The organism is Kocuria turfanensis (genome assembly GCF_001580365.1).
Taxonomy (GTDB): Bacteria; Actinomycetota; Actinomycetes; order Actinomycetales; family Micrococcaceae; genus Kocuria; species Kocuria turfanensis.
Genome location: NZ_CP014480.1, coordinates 734,047 through 750,054, shown reverse-complemented (window position 1 = coordinate 750,054; position 16,008 = coordinate 734,047). Strand labels below are relative to the sequence as shown.

The 16,008-nt window shown below is 70.1% G+C and carries 12 protein-coding genes, 1 tRNA gene and 1 pseudogene; 11 read left to right on the top strand and 3 right to left on the bottom strand.

Annotated elements, in window-relative coordinates:
- The first annotated feature begins 89 nt into the window (after positions 1 to 89).
- The 11 genes and pseudogenes from AYX06_RS03415 to AYX06_RS19145 all read left to right on the top strand — a co-directional run.
- Positions 90 to 165, top strand: a tRNA-Ala gene (locus AYX06_RS03415).
- Between the two features lie 276 nt (positions 166 to 441).
- Positions 442 to 1,659: a formaldehyde dehydrogenase, glutathione-independent gene (gene fdhA / locus AYX06_RS03410; protein ID WP_062736855.1), complete on the top strand. Its 1,218-nt coding sequence runs from the start codon at positions 442 to 444 to the stop codon at positions 1,657 to 1,659.
- 115 nt (positions 1,660 to 1,774) lie between these two features.
- Positions 1,775 to 2,845, top strand: a complete 1,071-nt coding sequence (locus tag AYX06_RS03405) for an App1 family protein (protein ID WP_062734497.1) — start codon at positions 1,775 to 1,777, stop codon at positions 2,843 to 2,845.
- A gap of 58 nt (positions 2,846 to 2,903) precedes the next feature.
- A complete protein-coding gene (locus AYX06_RS03400; RefSeq protein ID WP_062734496.1) occupies positions 2,904 to 4,382 on the top strand; it encodes an aldehyde dehydrogenase family protein in 1,479 nt (492 codons plus the stop codon).
- A gap of 299 nt (positions 4,383 to 4,681) precedes the next feature.
- The gene (nrdH, locus tag AYX06_RS03395) at positions 4,682 to 4,918 is read left to right on the top strand and encodes a glutaredoxin-like protein NrdH (RefSeq protein ID WP_062734493.1); all 237 of its coding nucleotides are present in this window, start codon (positions 4,682 to 4,684) and stop codon (positions 4,916 to 4,918) included.
- 98 nt (positions 4,919 to 5,016) lie between these two features.
- Positions 5,017 to 5,511: a class Ib ribonucleoside-diphosphate reductase assembly flavoprotein NrdI gene (gene nrdI / locus AYX06_RS03390; protein WP_084271429.1), complete on the top strand. Its 495-nt coding sequence runs from the start codon at positions 5,017 to 5,019 to the stop codon at positions 5,509 to 5,511.
- A complete protein-coding gene (gene nrdE / locus AYX06_RS03385; protein ID WP_062734491.1) occupies positions 5,508 to 7,667 on the top strand; it encodes a class 1b ribonucleoside-diphosphate reductase subunit alpha in 2,160 nt (719 codons plus the stop codon). The genes nrdI and nrdE overlap by 4 nt, the downstream gene beginning before the upstream one ends.
- 88 nt (positions 7,668 to 7,755) lie before the next feature.
- Positions 7,756 to 8,754 carry a class 1b ribonucleoside-diphosphate reductase subunit beta gene (gene nrdF, locus AYX06_RS03380; protein WP_062734489.1) on the top strand — a complete coding sequence of 333 codons (999 nt, stop codon included), beginning with the start codon at positions 7,756 to 7,758 and terminating at the stop codon, positions 8,752 to 8,754.
- 419 nt (positions 8,755 to 9,173) lie between these two features.
- Positions 9,174 to 9,653: a potassium channel family protein gene (locus AYX06_RS03375; protein WP_186815596.1), complete on the top strand. Its 480-nt coding sequence runs from the start codon at positions 9,174 to 9,176 to the stop codon at positions 9,651 to 9,653.
- Positions 9,654 to 9,977: 324 nt separating this feature from the next.
- On the top strand, positions 9,978 to 10,502 hold the full coding sequence (locus AYX06_RS03370; RefSeq protein ID WP_062734485.1) for a DUF1269 domain-containing protein: 525 nt from the start codon (positions 9,978 to 9,980) through the stop codon (positions 10,500 to 10,502).
- Positions 10,503 to 10,668: 166 nt separating this feature from the next.
- Positions 10,669 to 11,412, top strand: a pseudogene (locus tag AYX06_RS19145) (class II glutamine amidotransferase); the annotation flags it as partial.
- A gap of 96 nt (positions 11,413 to 11,508) precedes the next feature.
- Here AYX06_RS19145 and AYX06_RS03365 read toward each other — a convergent pair.
- The 3 genes from AYX06_RS03365 to AYX06_RS03355 all read right to left on the bottom strand — a co-directional run bounded on the left by AYX06_RS03365 (position 11,509) and on the right by AYX06_RS03355 (position 15,112).
- Positions 11,509 to 12,795: an ion channel protein gene (locus tag AYX06_RS03365; RefSeq protein ID WP_062734483.1), complete on the bottom strand. Its 1,287-nt coding sequence runs from the start codon at positions 12,793 to 12,795 to the stop codon at positions 11,509 to 11,511.
- A 416-nt stretch (positions 12,796 to 13,211) separates the two neighbouring features.
- Complete coding sequence (locus tag AYX06_RS03360) at positions 13,212 to 13,832, bottom strand: dihydrofolate reductase family protein (protein WP_062734481.1); 621 nt, start codon at positions 13,830 to 13,832, stop codon at positions 13,212 to 13,214.
- Between the two features lie 335 nt (positions 13,833 to 14,167).
- Positions 14,168 to 15,112 carry a CPBP family intramembrane glutamic endopeptidase gene (locus tag AYX06_RS03355; RefSeq protein ID WP_084271427.1) on the bottom strand — a complete coding sequence of 315 codons (945 nt, stop codon included), beginning with the start codon at positions 15,110 to 15,112 and terminating at the stop codon, positions 14,168 to 14,170.
- Between the last annotated feature and the right edge of the window lie 896 nt (positions 15,113 to 16,008).

Genomic DNA, 16,008 nt, shown 5'->3' with positions numbered 1-16,008 from the left:
CGTTGCCCAGCGGGGCGCAGGATCAACCGGAAAAGGGTGACCGAAAAGGGAACTCCGAGGTTGTGATAGTGTTCCGGAGGTAACGACCTGGGGCTGTGGCGCAGCTGGTAGCGCATTTGCATGGCATGCAAAGGGTCAGGGGTTCGAGTCCCCTCAGCTCCACCAGGACGAGAGAGCCCGTTCCGCATCACGCGGAACGGGCTCTTTTGCTGTCCCGTCCGCGGCGCCGCCCGTCACGTTCTCCGCGCTGCCGCTCCGGGCGCTCCCGTGCCACAAAAGCCGTACTCGCCCGCATCCCTTCCACTCGTTGATGCGTCCTGTTAGCGTCTGCTCCACCGGCGGCCGACCTCCGTGAGCTGCATCACGGCGTGTCGGAATCCGCCGGACACGCGCGCCTCGCGGCGCACATTCCAGCGGACATCCTCAACGGAAGAGGTCATGATGGCAGGCAACAGAGCGGTCGCCTACAAGGGTCCCGGCAAGGTCGAGGTCATCGACACGAACTACCCCGAGTTCGATCTCAAGGACGCGCCGGGGATCAACCCGGCCAACATCGGCCGAAAGGTCCCGCACGGGGTCATCCTCCGGACCGTGGCCACCAACATCTGCGGCTCCGACCAGCACATGGTCCGCGGCCGCACCACGGCCCCCACCGACCTGGTCCTGGGTCACGAGATCACGGGCGAGGTCGTGGAGGTCGGTCCCGACGTCGAGTTCATCAAGGCCGGGGACATCGTCTCCGTGCCCTTCAACATCTCGTGCGGGCGCTGCCGCAACTGCAAGGAGCGCAAGACCGGCATCTGCCTCAACGTCAACCCGGACCGGCCCGGCTCCGCCTACGGCTACGTGGACATGGGCGGCTGGGTCGGCGGGCAGGCCGAGTACGTCCTGGTGCCCTACGCGGACTGGAACCTGCTGAAGTTCCCGGACCGGGACCAGGCCCTGGAGAAGATCATGGACCTGGCCATGCTCTCCGACATCCTGCCCACCGGCTACCACGGCGTGGTCACGGCCGGAGTGGGGGTCGGCTCCACCGTCTACATCGCCGGCGCCGGCCCGGTCGGCCTGGCCGCGGCGGCCTCCGCTCACCTGCTCGGGGCGGCCGTGGTGATCGTGGGCGACATGAACGAGCAGCGCCTGGCCCAGGCCCGCAGCTTCGGCTGCGAGACCGTGGACGTGTCCAAGGGCGCGCCGGCCGAGCAGATCGAGCAGATCCTCGGCGTGCCGGAGGTCGACTGCGGCGTGGACGCCGTGGGCTTCGAGGCCCGCGGGCACGGCAAGGACGCCTCCCACGAGGCCCCGGCCACCGTGCTGAACTCCCTGATGGACATCACCGCCGCCGGCGGGGCCCTGGGCATCCCGGGCCTCTACGTCACCGGGGACCCGGGGGCGGTCGACGAGGCCGCCAAGAAGGGCTCCCTGTCCATCAGCCTCGGCACCGGCTGGGCCAAGTCCCTGTCCTTCACCACCGGCCAGTGCCCGGTCATGAAGTACAACCGGCAGCTGATGATGGCGATCCTGCACGACAAGATCCAGATCGCGAAGGCCGTCAACGCCAAGGCCATCCCGCTGGAGGAGGCGCCGAAGGGCTACGCCGAGTTCGACGCCGGGGCCGCCACGAAGTACGTGCTCAACCCCAACGGCTACATCAAGAACTAGCCGCAGCACCCAGCGCGACGACGCACGCCCGCGGGGCGCTGCGGGCCGGGGAACCGGCCCGCAGCGCCCCGCGGGCGTGCCGTGGCCTGGGCGGGCGCTGTGAAACACTGGGCGCATGGCGAAGAAATCCGACAGCTCGGACCTCCTGCAGACCGTCGACCACGTCACCGAGGAAGCCATCAACGTGGGCTACCGCCTCGAGCAGCGGTTCCACCGGTTCCGCCAGCGCCGCGCCGAGACCCGGGGCGACATCCCCGTCATGGTCGCCTTCGAGGGCTACGGGTCCGAGCACCACGTGCGGGTGCTGGGCCGGGCGCTGCTGAAGACCCGCGGGCTCATCGAGTCCACCGACGAGAGCGCCGAGTCCATCCGTGGCTGGCGCTCCTTCACCTCCGTGCCCATCGCCTTCGCCCACGTCAACGTCTGGATCGACGAGTACGAGTTCCACCTGGTGGCCGACAAGGGCGGAGTGGTCGACGTCGACCTGCAGGTGTCCCTGCCCCCCGGCGAGCACACCGTGTGGATGCAGACGGACGGTTCGGACGTCGTCGAGGCCCGGGTGTTCGTCGTCGCCGACGAGCAGCGGATCGGCGTGGTCTCCGACGTCGACGACACCGTCATGGTCACCGCTCTGCCCCGCCCCCTGCTGGCGGCCTGGAACTCCTTCGTGCTCAACGAGCACGCCCGCACCCCGACCCCGGGCATGGCCGTGATGATGGACCGGCTGCTGCACCGCCACCACGAGGCGCCGTTCGTCTACCTCTCCACGGGCGCCTGGAACGTGGCGCCCACCCTGCGCCGGTTCCTCACCCGCAACGCCTACCCGGACGGGGCCCTGCTGCTCACCGACTGGGGGCCCACCACGGACCGCTGGTTCCGGGCCGGCTCGGCCCACAAGGTGCAGAACCTGGAGCGCCTGGCCCGGAACTTCCCGGAGGTGCGCTGGATCCTCATCGGCGACGACGGCCAGCACGACCCCGAGATCTACAGCGGGTTCGTGCACCGCTACCCGGACCACGTGGCCGCGATCGTGATCCGCAACCTGTCCCCGGCCGAGGCGGTCCTGGCCGGCAATCCGCTGGTCAACGAGGAGCGGCGCGTGAGCATCCCCGAGGGGACGCTGTGGATCGAGGGCAACGACGGCGCCTCCATCTCCCGCCAGCTCGCCGAGCACGGACTGCTCTGAGCGGCAGGGCGTCCCGCCCGCGGCGTGGGACGTCCGAGCACGGTCCTACGCTGGACCCATGACGAGCACCCACAGCACCCTCACCGCAGCCGCCCCGGCCGCCACCACCACCGGGGACTTCCCGGCGGTCGACGCCGCCGTCGCCCGGGCCCGGGCGTCCTTCGTCCCGGACCTGGACCTCGAGGCCCGGCTGGACCGGCTCCAGCGGCTGGAGGACCTGCTGCGGGAGAACCGCGAGGCGCTGCAGGACGCCCTCGCCGCCGACCTCGGCAAGCCCCCTGCCGAGGCGTGGCTGACCGAGATCGGCTTCACCCTCGAGGAGATCGCCGGGATCCGCAGGGAGCTGCGCCGCTGGATGGCCCCGGTGCGGATCCCGGTGCCGCTGAGCCTGGCCCCGGCCCGCTCCCGGATCGAGCACCAGCCGCTCGGCACCGTGCTCGTGATGGCGCCGTGGAACTACCCCGTCCAGCTCGTCCTGAGCCCGCTGGCGGGAGCGCTCGCCGCCGGCAACACCGTCGTCGTCAAGCCCTCCGAGGTCTCCGCCACGGTGTCCGCAGTGCTGGCCGGACTGCTCGAGACGTACCTGGGGGACTGCGTCAGCGTGGTCGAGGGCGGGGTCCCGGAGACCACCCGGCTGCTGGAGCACCGCTTCGACCACGTCTTCTACACCGGCAACGGGACGGTCGCCCGGATCGTGATGGCCGCGGCCGCCCGGCACCTGACCCCGGTGACCCTCGAGCTGGGCGGGAAGTCCCCGGTCTGGGTGGACGGCTCGACCGATCTGCGGACGGCTGCGCGGCGGATCGTGTGGGGGAAGTTCCTCAACGCCGGACAGACCTGCGTGGCCCCGGACCACGTCCTCGGCACGCCCGGGACGCTGGCCGCCCTCGAGCCCGAGCTGGTGCGGGCGGTGGGGGAGCTCTACGGGAAGGACCCGCGCCGCAGCTCCTCCTACGGGCGGATCGTCACCGGGCGCCACCTGGACCGGCTCACCGGCCTCCTGGACCAGGTCCCTGCCGAGGACGTGGTGTGCGGCGGCGCGGCCGACCCGGAGGCGCGCTACCTGGCGCCCACGGTGGTGCGCTCGGCGCCGGACGGCCCGCTGATGGCCGAGGAGATCTTCGGGCCCGTCCTGCCGCTGGTGCCGGTGGAGTCGGCCGAGCACGCGGTGGAGCTCGTCACTGCGAGGGACAAGCCGCTGGCCCTCTACGTGTTCACCGAGGTGAAGGCGGTCAAGGAGCTCTTCCGCCGGCGCACGTCCTCCGGCGGGCTGTCCTTCAACGCCCCGCTGCTGCAGCTGAGCAGCCCGGAGCTGCCCTTCGGCGGGGTGGGGGAGAGCGGCACCGGCGCCTACCACGGGAAGTTCTCGTTCACCACGTTCTCCCACGCGCGGGCGGTCCTGGACAAGCCGCTCGCTCCCGACACCCTGTGGGTCGTCTACCCGCCCTACCGGGGCCTGCGGGCCCTGCTCGCCGGCGCGGCGGTCGGTCTGCGCCGGCCCCGCCGCCGGAGCCGACACGCCGTGTCCGAAAATTAATTCCGTCCACCGCCCGGGGGCCCCGCGGAGCGCACAGCCTGTGCATATCGGGGCCCCGGTCGCGGAATTCCGCGACCCCCGCGGACGGTGCCCTGTGGATGGCCGAGGCCCGTCCTGGGGATAGGCAGAGAGGAGCTGTGGACAACCTTCACCACTGCATCTAGGGGTCACTTCCCCTTCCGAACACTAGATGTAGTATTGAAATCAGCCACCCGGAGAGACCCCTTCACAGCCGCAGAGTCTGCGGAAGTCCCGGATCTCCCCCGAAAAACCACCCGAGCGACCAAGGGGAAACAGCGATGTCCGTGACCGTGTACAGCAAGCCGTCCTGCGTCCAGTGCAATGCCACCTACCGGGCCCTGACCAAGAAGGGCATCGAGTACAGCGTCGTCGACGTCACCGAGGACGAGGCGGCCCTGGCCCACGTCCTGGCGCTGGGCTACCAGCAGGTCCCGGTCGTCGAGACGTCCACCGAGCACTGGTCCGGCTACCGTCCGGACAAGATCACCTCCCTGGCCGTCCTGCTCTCGGCCTGAGGCCCGCGCGCCGCCCGCTTCCCCGCGGCGCCCGGTCCCGGACCCGGACCCGGATGCAGGACCACCGGCCACCGACCCACCCCGGAGCGCGGAAGCACATGAGCACGAACCTCCCCGGCACCCCCGGGACCGCTCTGCAGGAGCCCGGCGCCGCCCGCGCGGCGTCCGAGTCCTGCGCCCCCCTGGTCGTCTACTTCTCCTCGGTCTCCAACAACACGCACCGCTTCGTCGAGAAGCTCGCCGCCCGCGCGGTGCGCCTTCCTCTTCTGACCGGGGAGGAGCCCCCCGAGATGACCGAGCCCTTCGTGCTGGTCGCCCCGACCTACGGGAGACCCAACGGCAGCGGGGCCGTTCCGCCGCAGGTCGTGAAGTTCCTCAACCGGGAGGCCAACCGGCGGCTGCTGCGCGGCGTGATCGGCGCGGGCAACACCAACTTCGGGCCGGCGTTCTGCCTGGCCGCGGACAAGATCGCGGCCAAGTGCGACGTCCCCGTCCTCTACAAGTTCGAACTCATGGGCACCTCCGAGGATGTCCGCAAGGTAAACGAAGGATTGGAACAGTTTTGGCGACAATTTCCGCAGCCCCGGGCGTGAGCGTCGAGCCCGGCCACGAGGACAAGCGCGTTCCGGAGAAGTACCGGGGCCTGGGCTACCACGAGCTCAACGCCCTGCTGAACCTCTACGACGCGGACGGCAACATCCAGTTCGACGCCGACCGGCAGGCCGCGCGGCAGTACTTCCTGCAGCACGTCAACAACAACACCGTCTTCTTCCACGACCTCGAGGAGAAGCTCGACTACCTGGTCTCGCACCAGTACTACGAGCCCGAGGTCCTGGCGAAGTACAGCCGGGACTTCATCAAGGAGCTCTCCAAGCGGGCCTACGCGAAGAAGTTCCGCTTCGAGACCTTCCTGGGCGCGTTCAAGTTCTACACGTCCTACACGCTGAAGACCTTCGACGGCCAGCGCTACCTCGAGCGCTTCGAGGACCGCGTGGTCATGGTCTCCCTGTACCTCGCCGACGGCAACGAGACCCTCGCCACCCAGCTCGTGGACGAGATCATCTCCGGGCGCTTCCAGCCGGCCACCCCCACGTTCCTCAACGCGGGCAAGCAGCAGCGCGGCGAGCTCGTCTCCTGCTTCCTGCTGCGCATCGAGGACAACATGGAGTCCATCGGGCGCTCCATCAACTCCGCGCTGCAGCTGTCCAAGCGCGGCGGCGGCGTGGCGTTCGCGCTGACCAACATCCGTGAGGCCGGCGCCCCGATCAAGAAGATCGAGAACCAGTCCTCGGGCATCATCCCGATCATGAAGCTGCTGGAGGACTCGTTCTCCTACGCCAACCAGCTCGGCGCCCGCCAGGGCGCGGGGGCGGTGTACCTGCACGCCCACCACCCGGACATCTACAGCTTCCTGGACACCAAGCGGGAGAACGCGGACGAGAAGATCCGGATCAAGACCCTGTCCCTGGGCGTGGTCATCCCGGACATCACGTTCGAGCTGGCCAAGAAGAACCAGGACATGTACCTGTTCTCCCCGTACGACGTCGAGCGGGTCTACGGCATGCCGTTCTCGGACGTGAACGTGAGCGAGAAGTACCACGAGATGGTCGCCGACGGCCGGATCCAGAAGAAGAAGATCAAGGCCCGCGAGTTCTTCCAGACCCTCGCCGAGGTGCAGTTCGAGTCCGGCTACCCGTACGTCATGTTCGAGGACACCGTGAACCGGGCGAACCCGATCGACGGCAAGATCATCATGTCCAACCTGTGCTCCGAGATCCTCCAGGTCTCCGAGCCGTCCACGTACCACGAGGACCTGGACTACGACGAGGTCGGCAAGGACATCTCCTGCAACCTCGGCTCCCTCAACATCGCCCTCACCATGCAGTCCCCGGACTTCGGGCAGTCGGTGGAGACCGCGATCCGGGGCCTCACCGCGGTGTCGGACATGTCCAACATCAACTCGGTGCCCTCGATCGAGCGCGGCAACCAGATGTCCCACGCGGTGGGGCTGGGCCAGATGAACCTGCACGGCTACCTCGCCAAGGAGCACATCCACTACGGCTCCGAGGAAGGCCTCGACTTCACGAACATCTACTTCTACACGGTCACCTACCACGCGATCCGCGCCTCGAACGAGATCGCGAAGGAGCGGCGGGCCACGTTCGCCGGCTTCGAGCGGTCCCTGTACGCGACGGGGGAGTACTTCGCCAAGTACACCGACCGCGAGTGGGCCCCGGCCACCGGGCGGGTCCGGCAGCTGTTCGCCGAGGCCGGCGTGCACATCCCCACCCAGGAGGACTGGGCGCGGCTCAGGGCCTCGGTGATGGAGCACGGGATGTACAACCAGAACCTCCAGGCCGTCCCGCCGACCGGGTCCATCTCCTACATCAACAACTCGACGTCCTCGATCCACCCGATCGCCTCGAAGATCGAGATCCGCAAGGAGGGCAAGCTGGGCCGCGTGTACTACCCGGCGCCCTTCATGAACAACGAGAACCTGGAGTACTTCCAGGACGCCTACGAGATCGGCTACGAGAAGATCATCGACACCTACGCCGCGGCCACGCAGCACGTGGACCAGGGCCTGTCCCTGACCCTGTTCTTCAAGGACACGGCCACCACCCGCGACATCAACAAGGCGCAGATCTACGCCTGGCGCAAGGGCATCAAGACGATGTACTACTCCCGGATCCGCCAGCTGGCGCTGGAGGGCACCGAGGTCGAGGGCTGCGTGTCCTGCATGCTCTGACCGCCGGCCCCGGCGACCACCACGAACTCCCCGCGTGCGTCCGCAGGACGCGCGCGGGGGCCCACCCCGTTCAAGGAAGAGACAGACCATGACGCTGGAGAAGAGCGAGAGCATCGACAAGGTGCAGCTGCTCCACCACCAGGCCCAGGCCATCAACTGGAACCGGATCGAGGATCCGAAGGACGACGAGGTCTGGGACCGCCTGACCGCGAACTTCTGGCTGCCCGAGAAGGTCCCGATCTCCAACGACGTCCCCTCGTGGAAGACGCTGACCCTGGAGGAGCAGGAGCTCACCATGCGGGTCTTCACGGGCCTGACGCTGCTGGACACCATCCAGGGCACCGTGGGCGCCGTCTCCCTGATCCCGGACGCCGTGACCCTGCACGAGGAGGCGGTGTACACCAACATCGCGTTCATGGAGTCCGTGCACGCGAAGTCCTACTCCTCGATCTTCTCGACGCTGTCCTCCATGAAGGACATCGACGACGTGTTCCGCTGGTCCCGGGAGAACCCGTACCTGCAGAAGAAGGCCGAGATCGTCATCCGGTACTACAAGGGCGACGACCCGCTGAAGAAGAAGGTGGCCTCGACCCTGCTCGAGTCCTTCCTCTTCTACTCCGGGTTCTACCTGCCCATGTACTGGTCCTCCCGGGCGAAGCTGACGAACACGGCCGACCTGGTCCGCCTGATCATCCGCGACGAGGCCGTCCACGGCTACTACATCGGCTACAAGTTCCAGCGCGCCATGGCCCAGGAGTCGCAGGAGCGCCAGGACGAGCTGAAGCTCTACACCTACGAGCTGCTCGACGAGCTCTACGAGAACGAGGTGCTCTACACCGAGTCCCTCTACGACGGTGTGGGGTGGACCGAGGACGTCAAGAAGTTCCTGCACTACAACGCCAACAAGGCCCTCAACAACCTGGGCTTCGAGGCGCTGTTCCCGAAGGAGATGACCGACGTCTCGGCGGCGATCCTCTCCGCGCTGTCCCCGAACGCCGACGAGAACCACGACTTCTTCTCCGGCTCGGGCTCCTCCTACGTCATCGGCAAGGCCGTGAACACGGAGGACGAGGACTGGGACTTCTGATCCCCGTCTGACCGGTGGGACGAAGGGGTGGCTCTGCACCGGCAGGGCCGCCCCTTCGTCGTCGCGGTTCCCATCGGCCGGCAATCGTGACGGCCACGCTGGTCGTGTCTCTGCCCGAGCAGGGCCGGTCCCCGACCCTCGAGACCGGCGGCGCTACGGGGGTGATCTCCTGCGGCCCGGAGCGGCCCGCCAGCGCGCGGCTCGGGGGCGGGTGAAGGCGACGGGTCGTCGGGACAGCACCACGCACAAGAGCGGGGTGCCCGTCCGCACGCTCCCTCGGGTACGGTCGACCCACCGGTACGAAGCCCTCAGCGCGGCGGACCGTGCGGGGTGGACACAGGAGGTGCAGACCGATGCGGACCGGACGAGCACCCGGACCTCCGGACAAGGGCCGGACCCGGGGCCCGCGCAGCATGCTGGTGCGTTCGTCCCTGTCGGGGCTGGGTGTCCTGCTGGCGTACTTCTGTCTCCCGTTCACCTCGGCGTTCACCGCCAGCACGGTCCTGGTGCTCACCGGTGGGCTCGTGGTCGTCGCGGGGCTGCTGGTGCGGCAGATCCGCGCCATCAAGGTCTCGCCAGCGCCGCGGGCCCAGGCCTTCGGGACGCTGGCGCTCACGGTGCCGGTGTTCGTCGTCGTCTTCTCCCTCACATACCACCTGATGTCCCGTGCCGCTCCGGAGCACTGGTCTGAGCCGCTGAGCCGGCTGGACGCCTTCTACTTCACGGTGACGGTCATCGCGACCGTCGGGTTCGGGGACATCACGGCCGTCTCCCAGGCGGCCCGCGCCGTGGTCACGGTGCAGATGATCGGCAACCTCCTCCTGGTCGGCCTCATCGCCCGGGTGATCATGGGCGCCGTCCAGGAGGGCCTGGCACGGCGGGGTTCCGCCGCCGACTGAGCCGTCTCCCCCCGATCGCTCCCATGTCCGCCCCGGCCGACGGGACTCGCTGGGCTTTCACCCTGCCGGGGTGATCCGCGTGGGGAAGCAGGCACCCATCCTGTGAACAGGTCGGCGAGGACGGCTCCGCCGCGGAGCGATCGGCGGACCACACCGTGGCCGGTGCGGTGGCCTGTGACCGCACGTCATGTGCTGCGGAGGCGAGCGGATCGATCCCTCGGGGCCCGTCCGATCGGTGATCGGCGCCGCGCCGTCGTCCGGTCCGTTCTGTCGATGTCGACCAGCTCCACCACAGCACCGCTTCACTGCTCCGGGAGGCAGACCATGGCTACGCTCACCGTATGGAAGTTCGACACCCCTGACGGGGCCGAGGTGGCGACACAGACGCTGCAGCGCCTGACGAGACAGGAGCTGATCCGGGTCCACGACGCCGCGATCGTGACCTGGCCCGAGGACAGGAAGAAGCCGAAGACCCGTCAGCTCAACAACCTGGTGGGCGCCGGGGCTCTCGGCGGGTCCTTCTGGGGCATGCTGTTCGGGCTGATCTTCCTGGTCCCGCTGCTGGGCATGGCCGTGGGCGCCGCGGCCGGAGCCCTGAGCGGCATGCTGACGGACACGGGCATCGACGACGGCTTCATCAACCGGGTGCGCGAGGAGGTCACGCCGGGCACATCGGCGCTGTTCGTCCTCACGTCCGGCGCCGTCGTCGACCGGGTGCGGGAGGCCTTCGCCGGCCAGGACATGCACCTGCTGCACACCAACCTGTCCCGGGACGAGGAGCAGAAGCTGTTCCAGGTCTTCGCCGAGGAACCGGGCGCGACCGTTCCCGCGGACAGCGCCACGAGCTGATCGGCTCCGCCGACGTCCCGGGGCCCGGCCGACGGCCGCGGCCCCGGGACGAGGTTTCACTCCAGGCGTGCCGCGGAGGCGGTGCTGGCTCCACGGCCCCGGAACGAGGCTCCTCGGAGGCTCGCCGCTGAGGCGGCGGCCCCCATGGCATGAGAGGACGAGCGACATGTTCCGCTGGCTGGCGTACTCGGGTTCGCCCGTGAGCCTGGAGGACCTGCTGTTCAAACCCGCCAACTCCCTGGTCGTGCAGAGCAAGCACGCGCGCCTGGGCGTGGAGACCACCAACGGGGACGGCTTCGGCGTCGGCTGGTACGGCAACCGGCCGACGCCGGGGCTGTTCCGCAGCACGGAGCCCGCCTGGAACGACCGCAACCTGCACGAACTGGCGATGCAGGCCTCGCCGGGCTACGTCTTCGCGCACATCCGGGCCACCACCGGCACTGCGGTGCAGCAGACCAACTGCCATCCGTTCCGTCACGGCCACTGGCTGTGGATGCACAACGGGCTCATCGAGGACTTCCTGACCCTCAAGCGCGACCTCGTGCTGGCCGTCGAGCCCCGGCTGTTCCCGCTGATCGAGGGCTCCACGGACTCGGAGCTGTTCTTCTTCCTCGCCCTCACCCTCGGCCTGGAGCAGGACCCGGCGGCAGCCGTCGCGGCAGCGGCGGGGCTCATCGAGGAGGTCGGCCACCGTCACGGCGTGGAGCACCCGCTCCAGATGACGGTGGCCACCACCGACGGGCGGACCACCTGGGCCTTCCGCTACTCCAGCGAGGGCCGCTCCCGGTCGCTGTTCCACAGCGCCGACGTCTCGGCGCTGCGTGCCCAGTACCCGGAGCACGCCATGCTCCAGCAGCTCTCCGAGGACGCGCGGATGGTGGTGTCCGAGCCCCTGGGCGATCTGCGCGGAGCGTGGCAGGAGGTGCCGGAGTCCACCGGCCTGGCCGTGCACGACGGAGAGGTCGAGCTCTTCGTTCACCCCCGTCACCGCTTGGGGCCGGACCGGTCAGAGTGTGGGCTCCGACGCCTCGGGCGACCCCGGCGGGCTGACCACCATCCCCGGTGCTCTGGACACCAGGAGCCAGACGGGCAGGATGACGAGGCTGAGGACGGCCAGCACCGTGACGTCGCCGACCAGGACCACGGCGACGAACAGGGAGATCCAGCCGTCCCGCGTCACGGGCAGGAGCACGCCGAGGACTCCGCAGGCGAGCGCCAGCCCCAGCGGCATCCCCGGGATCAGCGCGTGCCCCAGCAGCCCGACGCCGGCGCCCATGAAGACCGCCGGGAAGACGTGCCCGCCCCGGAAGCCGGCGCTCGCGGCGACGAGCAGGGCCGCGAGCTTGACCGCGACGACGAGTGCCAGCTGCCACGGGGAGTAGTCCGCAGCGTTCTGGATGAGCTCGCCCGTCTGGCGGGCGCCCTTGAACAGGGTGATCGGTCCTCCCAGCACGCCCAGGACGCCCAGCAGCAGACCGCCGAGGGTGCTGTAGAGCACCGGGTGCCGCAGCGAGTGGAACAGCCGGTGCAGGTGCGGGAACAGGTGGACCGTGGCCAGCCCCACCAGGGCGCCTCCCACCGCCACGGCGAGACCGGTGGCGAGATCGACGGCGTCGGGGGTGCCGAGCGGAGGCGGGCCGGCCTCGGGCAGCTGCGGGCCGGCGAGCCACCTCATGGTGACCGCGCCCGCGCCCGCCGCCGCCAGCGGAAGGAAGAGCCGGTCCCACAGGGCGCCTCCCTGCTTGAAGGCGGCGACCACGCCGGTGAGCACCAGAGCGGCTGCCACGGGCGTCCCGAACAGGGCGCCGATCGTCCCCGACGCGGTGATCAGCACGACGAGCTCGACGGGCACCCGCGGCCACCACCGGGCCACGAGGGCCACCAGGACCGCGGTGTTGATGGCGATGATGGGGAGCTCCGGCCCCATGCTCACCCCGCCGGCCAGTCCGAGCACCGTCACCAGCACCAGGCTGGGGACCGCTGCGAGCTTCAGCGGCGGCGCGATCAGCTCCGTCGTCGCGGAATCGCGGCCGCCGTGTCCCGGGACGAACTGCACCACCAGCCCGACGGCCAGGCCGGTCAGGGTGAGGACCCCGAGGATCCACCAGCCCGACCCCGGATCCAGGCCCCACAGCGAGGGCAGGGTCGACCAGAGGAGGTGCTCGACGACGAGAGCCACCTCGTCGACGACGAACAGGCCCAGCGCCGAGACCGTGCCGACCAGGAGTGCCGGAACGGCAAGCTGCAGCTGCGTGCGGACGGTGGGTCCTTCGTGCGTGCTCGTCCCGGCCATGAGTGGTCACCCGTCGTGAGGTCGTCGGAGGAGGCGCCGGAGCAGGCGCCCGGTCGTCGGCCCCGATCGTCACCGTCCTCGGTCGTGCCGGCAGGATTCCCGGTCCGGGCGGGCTCCGGGCCGGCGGCCCGTCCGGGTGGTCGCGCTCGGCGCGCCCGGCGAACTCCTGGGGCCGCGCTCCAGGTACGTCCACGGTCGCCACCACGGCCGCCCCTGTCCTCACCCCGCCCGGGTGACCCGGCGCCGGACCCGTGACGACCGCAGCCCGGGACGGCGCGGCCCTGTCCGGGCGCACCGTCCGGGCGTCCTGCCGGCCGGTCCTCCGCGGAGCACGGCGCCGCTGCCGTCGGGGGCGGCCGTGTCGTCACCTGCTGGGCGCTGCGCGGTCCGTGGCGCGCGTGAGCATCGGTGCTCGCCTACTGGCCGGCTCGTGCGACGTCGACGCCGGTCACCGGGGCGCCGGCCCGCTCGTAGACCAGGGAGACGGCTCCCTTCGGGAACGCCCGCGGCGGCGCCACCAGGGTGAAGGCGGCCGGGGCCGCACCACTGCCGAAGATGCGCTTGCCCGAGCCCAGGACCAGTGGATAGACGAGGAGGTTCAGCCGGTCGACGAGGTCCTCCCGCAGCAGCGCTGTCACGAGCTCGCCGCTGCCGATGACGTGCACTGCGTCGAACCGGTCCCGGAGCGCTCGCACCTCCGCCGCGACGTCCCGCAGGACCGTGCTGCCCGCCCAGGACGGGTCGGTCAGCGTGCGCGACACGACGAACTTCGGCACGGCGTTAAACCTCACGGCGATCGGGTCGTCGTCCCCGTGGGCCGGCCAGTAGCCGGCGAAGATGTCGTACGTCCTGCGTCCGAGCAGCAGCGCGTCCAGCCGGTCGATGCCGGCGCCGATCATCTCCCCCGTCGCGTCGTCGAAGTACGCGCCCTGCCAGCCGCCGAGCTCGAAGCCGCCCGCACGGTCCTCGTCCGGCCCGCCCGGGCCCTGGTAGACGCCGTCGAGGGTGAGGAAGAGGTCGACCTGGATGATGCCCATGAGGTGGTCCTTCGGTGTGCGACGACGTCCGGGGCGCACCATCCTGTCCGGACCGCGTCCGGGGGTCAATCCTGGGGCGGTGCATGACGGCGCGCCCCGGCCGAGCACTCGGGACTGCCGCCTCGATCCCCGACGGACGCCGCATCGACCGGATGGCCGGTGCTCGCGGCCCGGACGGTGACGGGCACGGCACGCCGCTCGTGCGCGGAGCGTCCGTCCCGGGTCGGGCATCCGGCAGACCACCGGGGCGGGACGCCCGTCGTGCGTCCCGCGGCCACGGCCGGCAGGTCCGACCTGCGGGGGAGTGCCTCGGGCGTCGGGCCCCACAGCCCCTGTCAGGAATCGGGAGACGGTGCTCGTGGCTCCGATTGCTGTCGCCGGGATCCCGGTCCCTGGGGCAGTGCCCCCGGATCCCGGCGGCGTTCGTGCCTGGCGGCGAGCCACACGGCCGCGAACATGAGGGCGAGCACGTCCGCGAAACCCAGGATCGCTGCCCACGGCATGGTGATGCCACCGCCCTGCAGGTTGTTGTAGAACGACCCGAGCGGCACCAGCAGCGGCCACAGCACCACGACGTTGCGGACCAGGGCGAACGCGACCGCGTAGACGACGCCCAGTCCGAAGAGGAAGAGCATCTCGGAAGCGCCCATGCCGTAGCCGACGTGGTAGCCGGCGTACAGCGCGGCGGACCCGCCGACGCCGGCCACGGACCCGAACGCGGTCTCCAACCGGGTCTGCACGAAGCCCCGGAAGAACACGACCTCGAAGAGTCCGACGGTCAGGGCGAGCGCCAGCAGCGGCACCCAGTCCACCGGTTGCGGCAGGTCGTAGCCCCACAGCGTGAGCGCGAACTGCACACCGGCCAGGACGACGCCCAGGGCGACGGACCGGCCGATGTTGTCGCGACGCAGCCCCAGTGCGGACAGACTCCGGCCACGGATCCACACGGTGTAGACGACCGGGCCCACCACTCCCAGCACCATCCCGGAGGCGAAGCACAGGAACAGGCCCAAGGTGTTCTGCTGGGTGAACACCCGGAACGCGAGCCAGAACAGAGTCACTACCCCGAGGTAGAGCCCGGCCACCACGGCCAGGTCGAGTGCATCGGGGTGCCGTGCCAGGCGGGGCCGGGGCCCCGGGACCGCCACGACGAGGGCCAGTGCGGCCGCTGGGACGGCGATCCCGTACAGCACCTCGTTGCCGGCTCCGAGCAGCAGCAGGGCTCCCACCAGGAAGGCCGGCCACACGAGGTGGCGAGGTGATCGAGTGGTCGTGTTCATCGCCGGCTCCTTGTCGCGACGCCCCTGCCGTGGATGTCGACGATGGGCTGGAAGGACGCACCCGCCACGAGGAATATGCGTCAACGGTCAGCATGTCGGGGTTGGATCCGCCGGGGGCAGGGAGGGTTGCCGGCCCTCGGACTGTCACGTTAACCCTGCTCGGTGACCGATGCCTACGCCCGTGGAGGTTCCCGCGATTCCATGACGACGACGCGCAGGCATTCCTGCTCGCTCGCCGCGGAGTCGACGCCCATCCACGGCGCCCGGCGTACGAGGCGAGGCCCGGTCGTCGAGTCCGAATCGGGGACTGCGGACGGGCTGCCACCGATCAGCATGGACGAATGCCGGCAGGTCACAGACCCGGACAGCGGCGATGCGCACGCCGTCGCCGTGCCGTCTTCGTATCGTCCTCGGGCCGTCGGCGCGTACCGTCTGCTTACCGTGCCGTGCCGCATCGCCGTACCGTGTCGCCGTACAGTCGCCGTGCCCGATTCACGTATGGTCGCCGCGCCGCGCCGCGCCGCGCCGCCCCGCGCCGTGCCGTGCTGTCCCGTGCTGTGCCGTGCCGTGCCGTGCCGTGCCGTGCTGTGCCGTGCTGTGCCGTGCCGTGCTGTGCCGTCTTCGCAGGCCGTCTTCGCAGGCCGGGTTCGCAGGCCGGGTTCGCAGGCCGGGTTCGCGGACGGACGCGGACGGACGACGACTCAGAACCGCGCTCAGGAGGGGGCTCGGGCACTCCCACACCAGAAGGGCGGGGGAGCCCCCACCGGATCGAGGGGCGGAGGACTCACGGGTGGTCGGGGGACCCGGGAACTCTGACGTCAGAAAGGCGGGGGAGCGTCACCCGGGTCGAGGGGCGGAGGACCCACGGGTGGTCGGGAGAGCCGAGAACTCTGGCG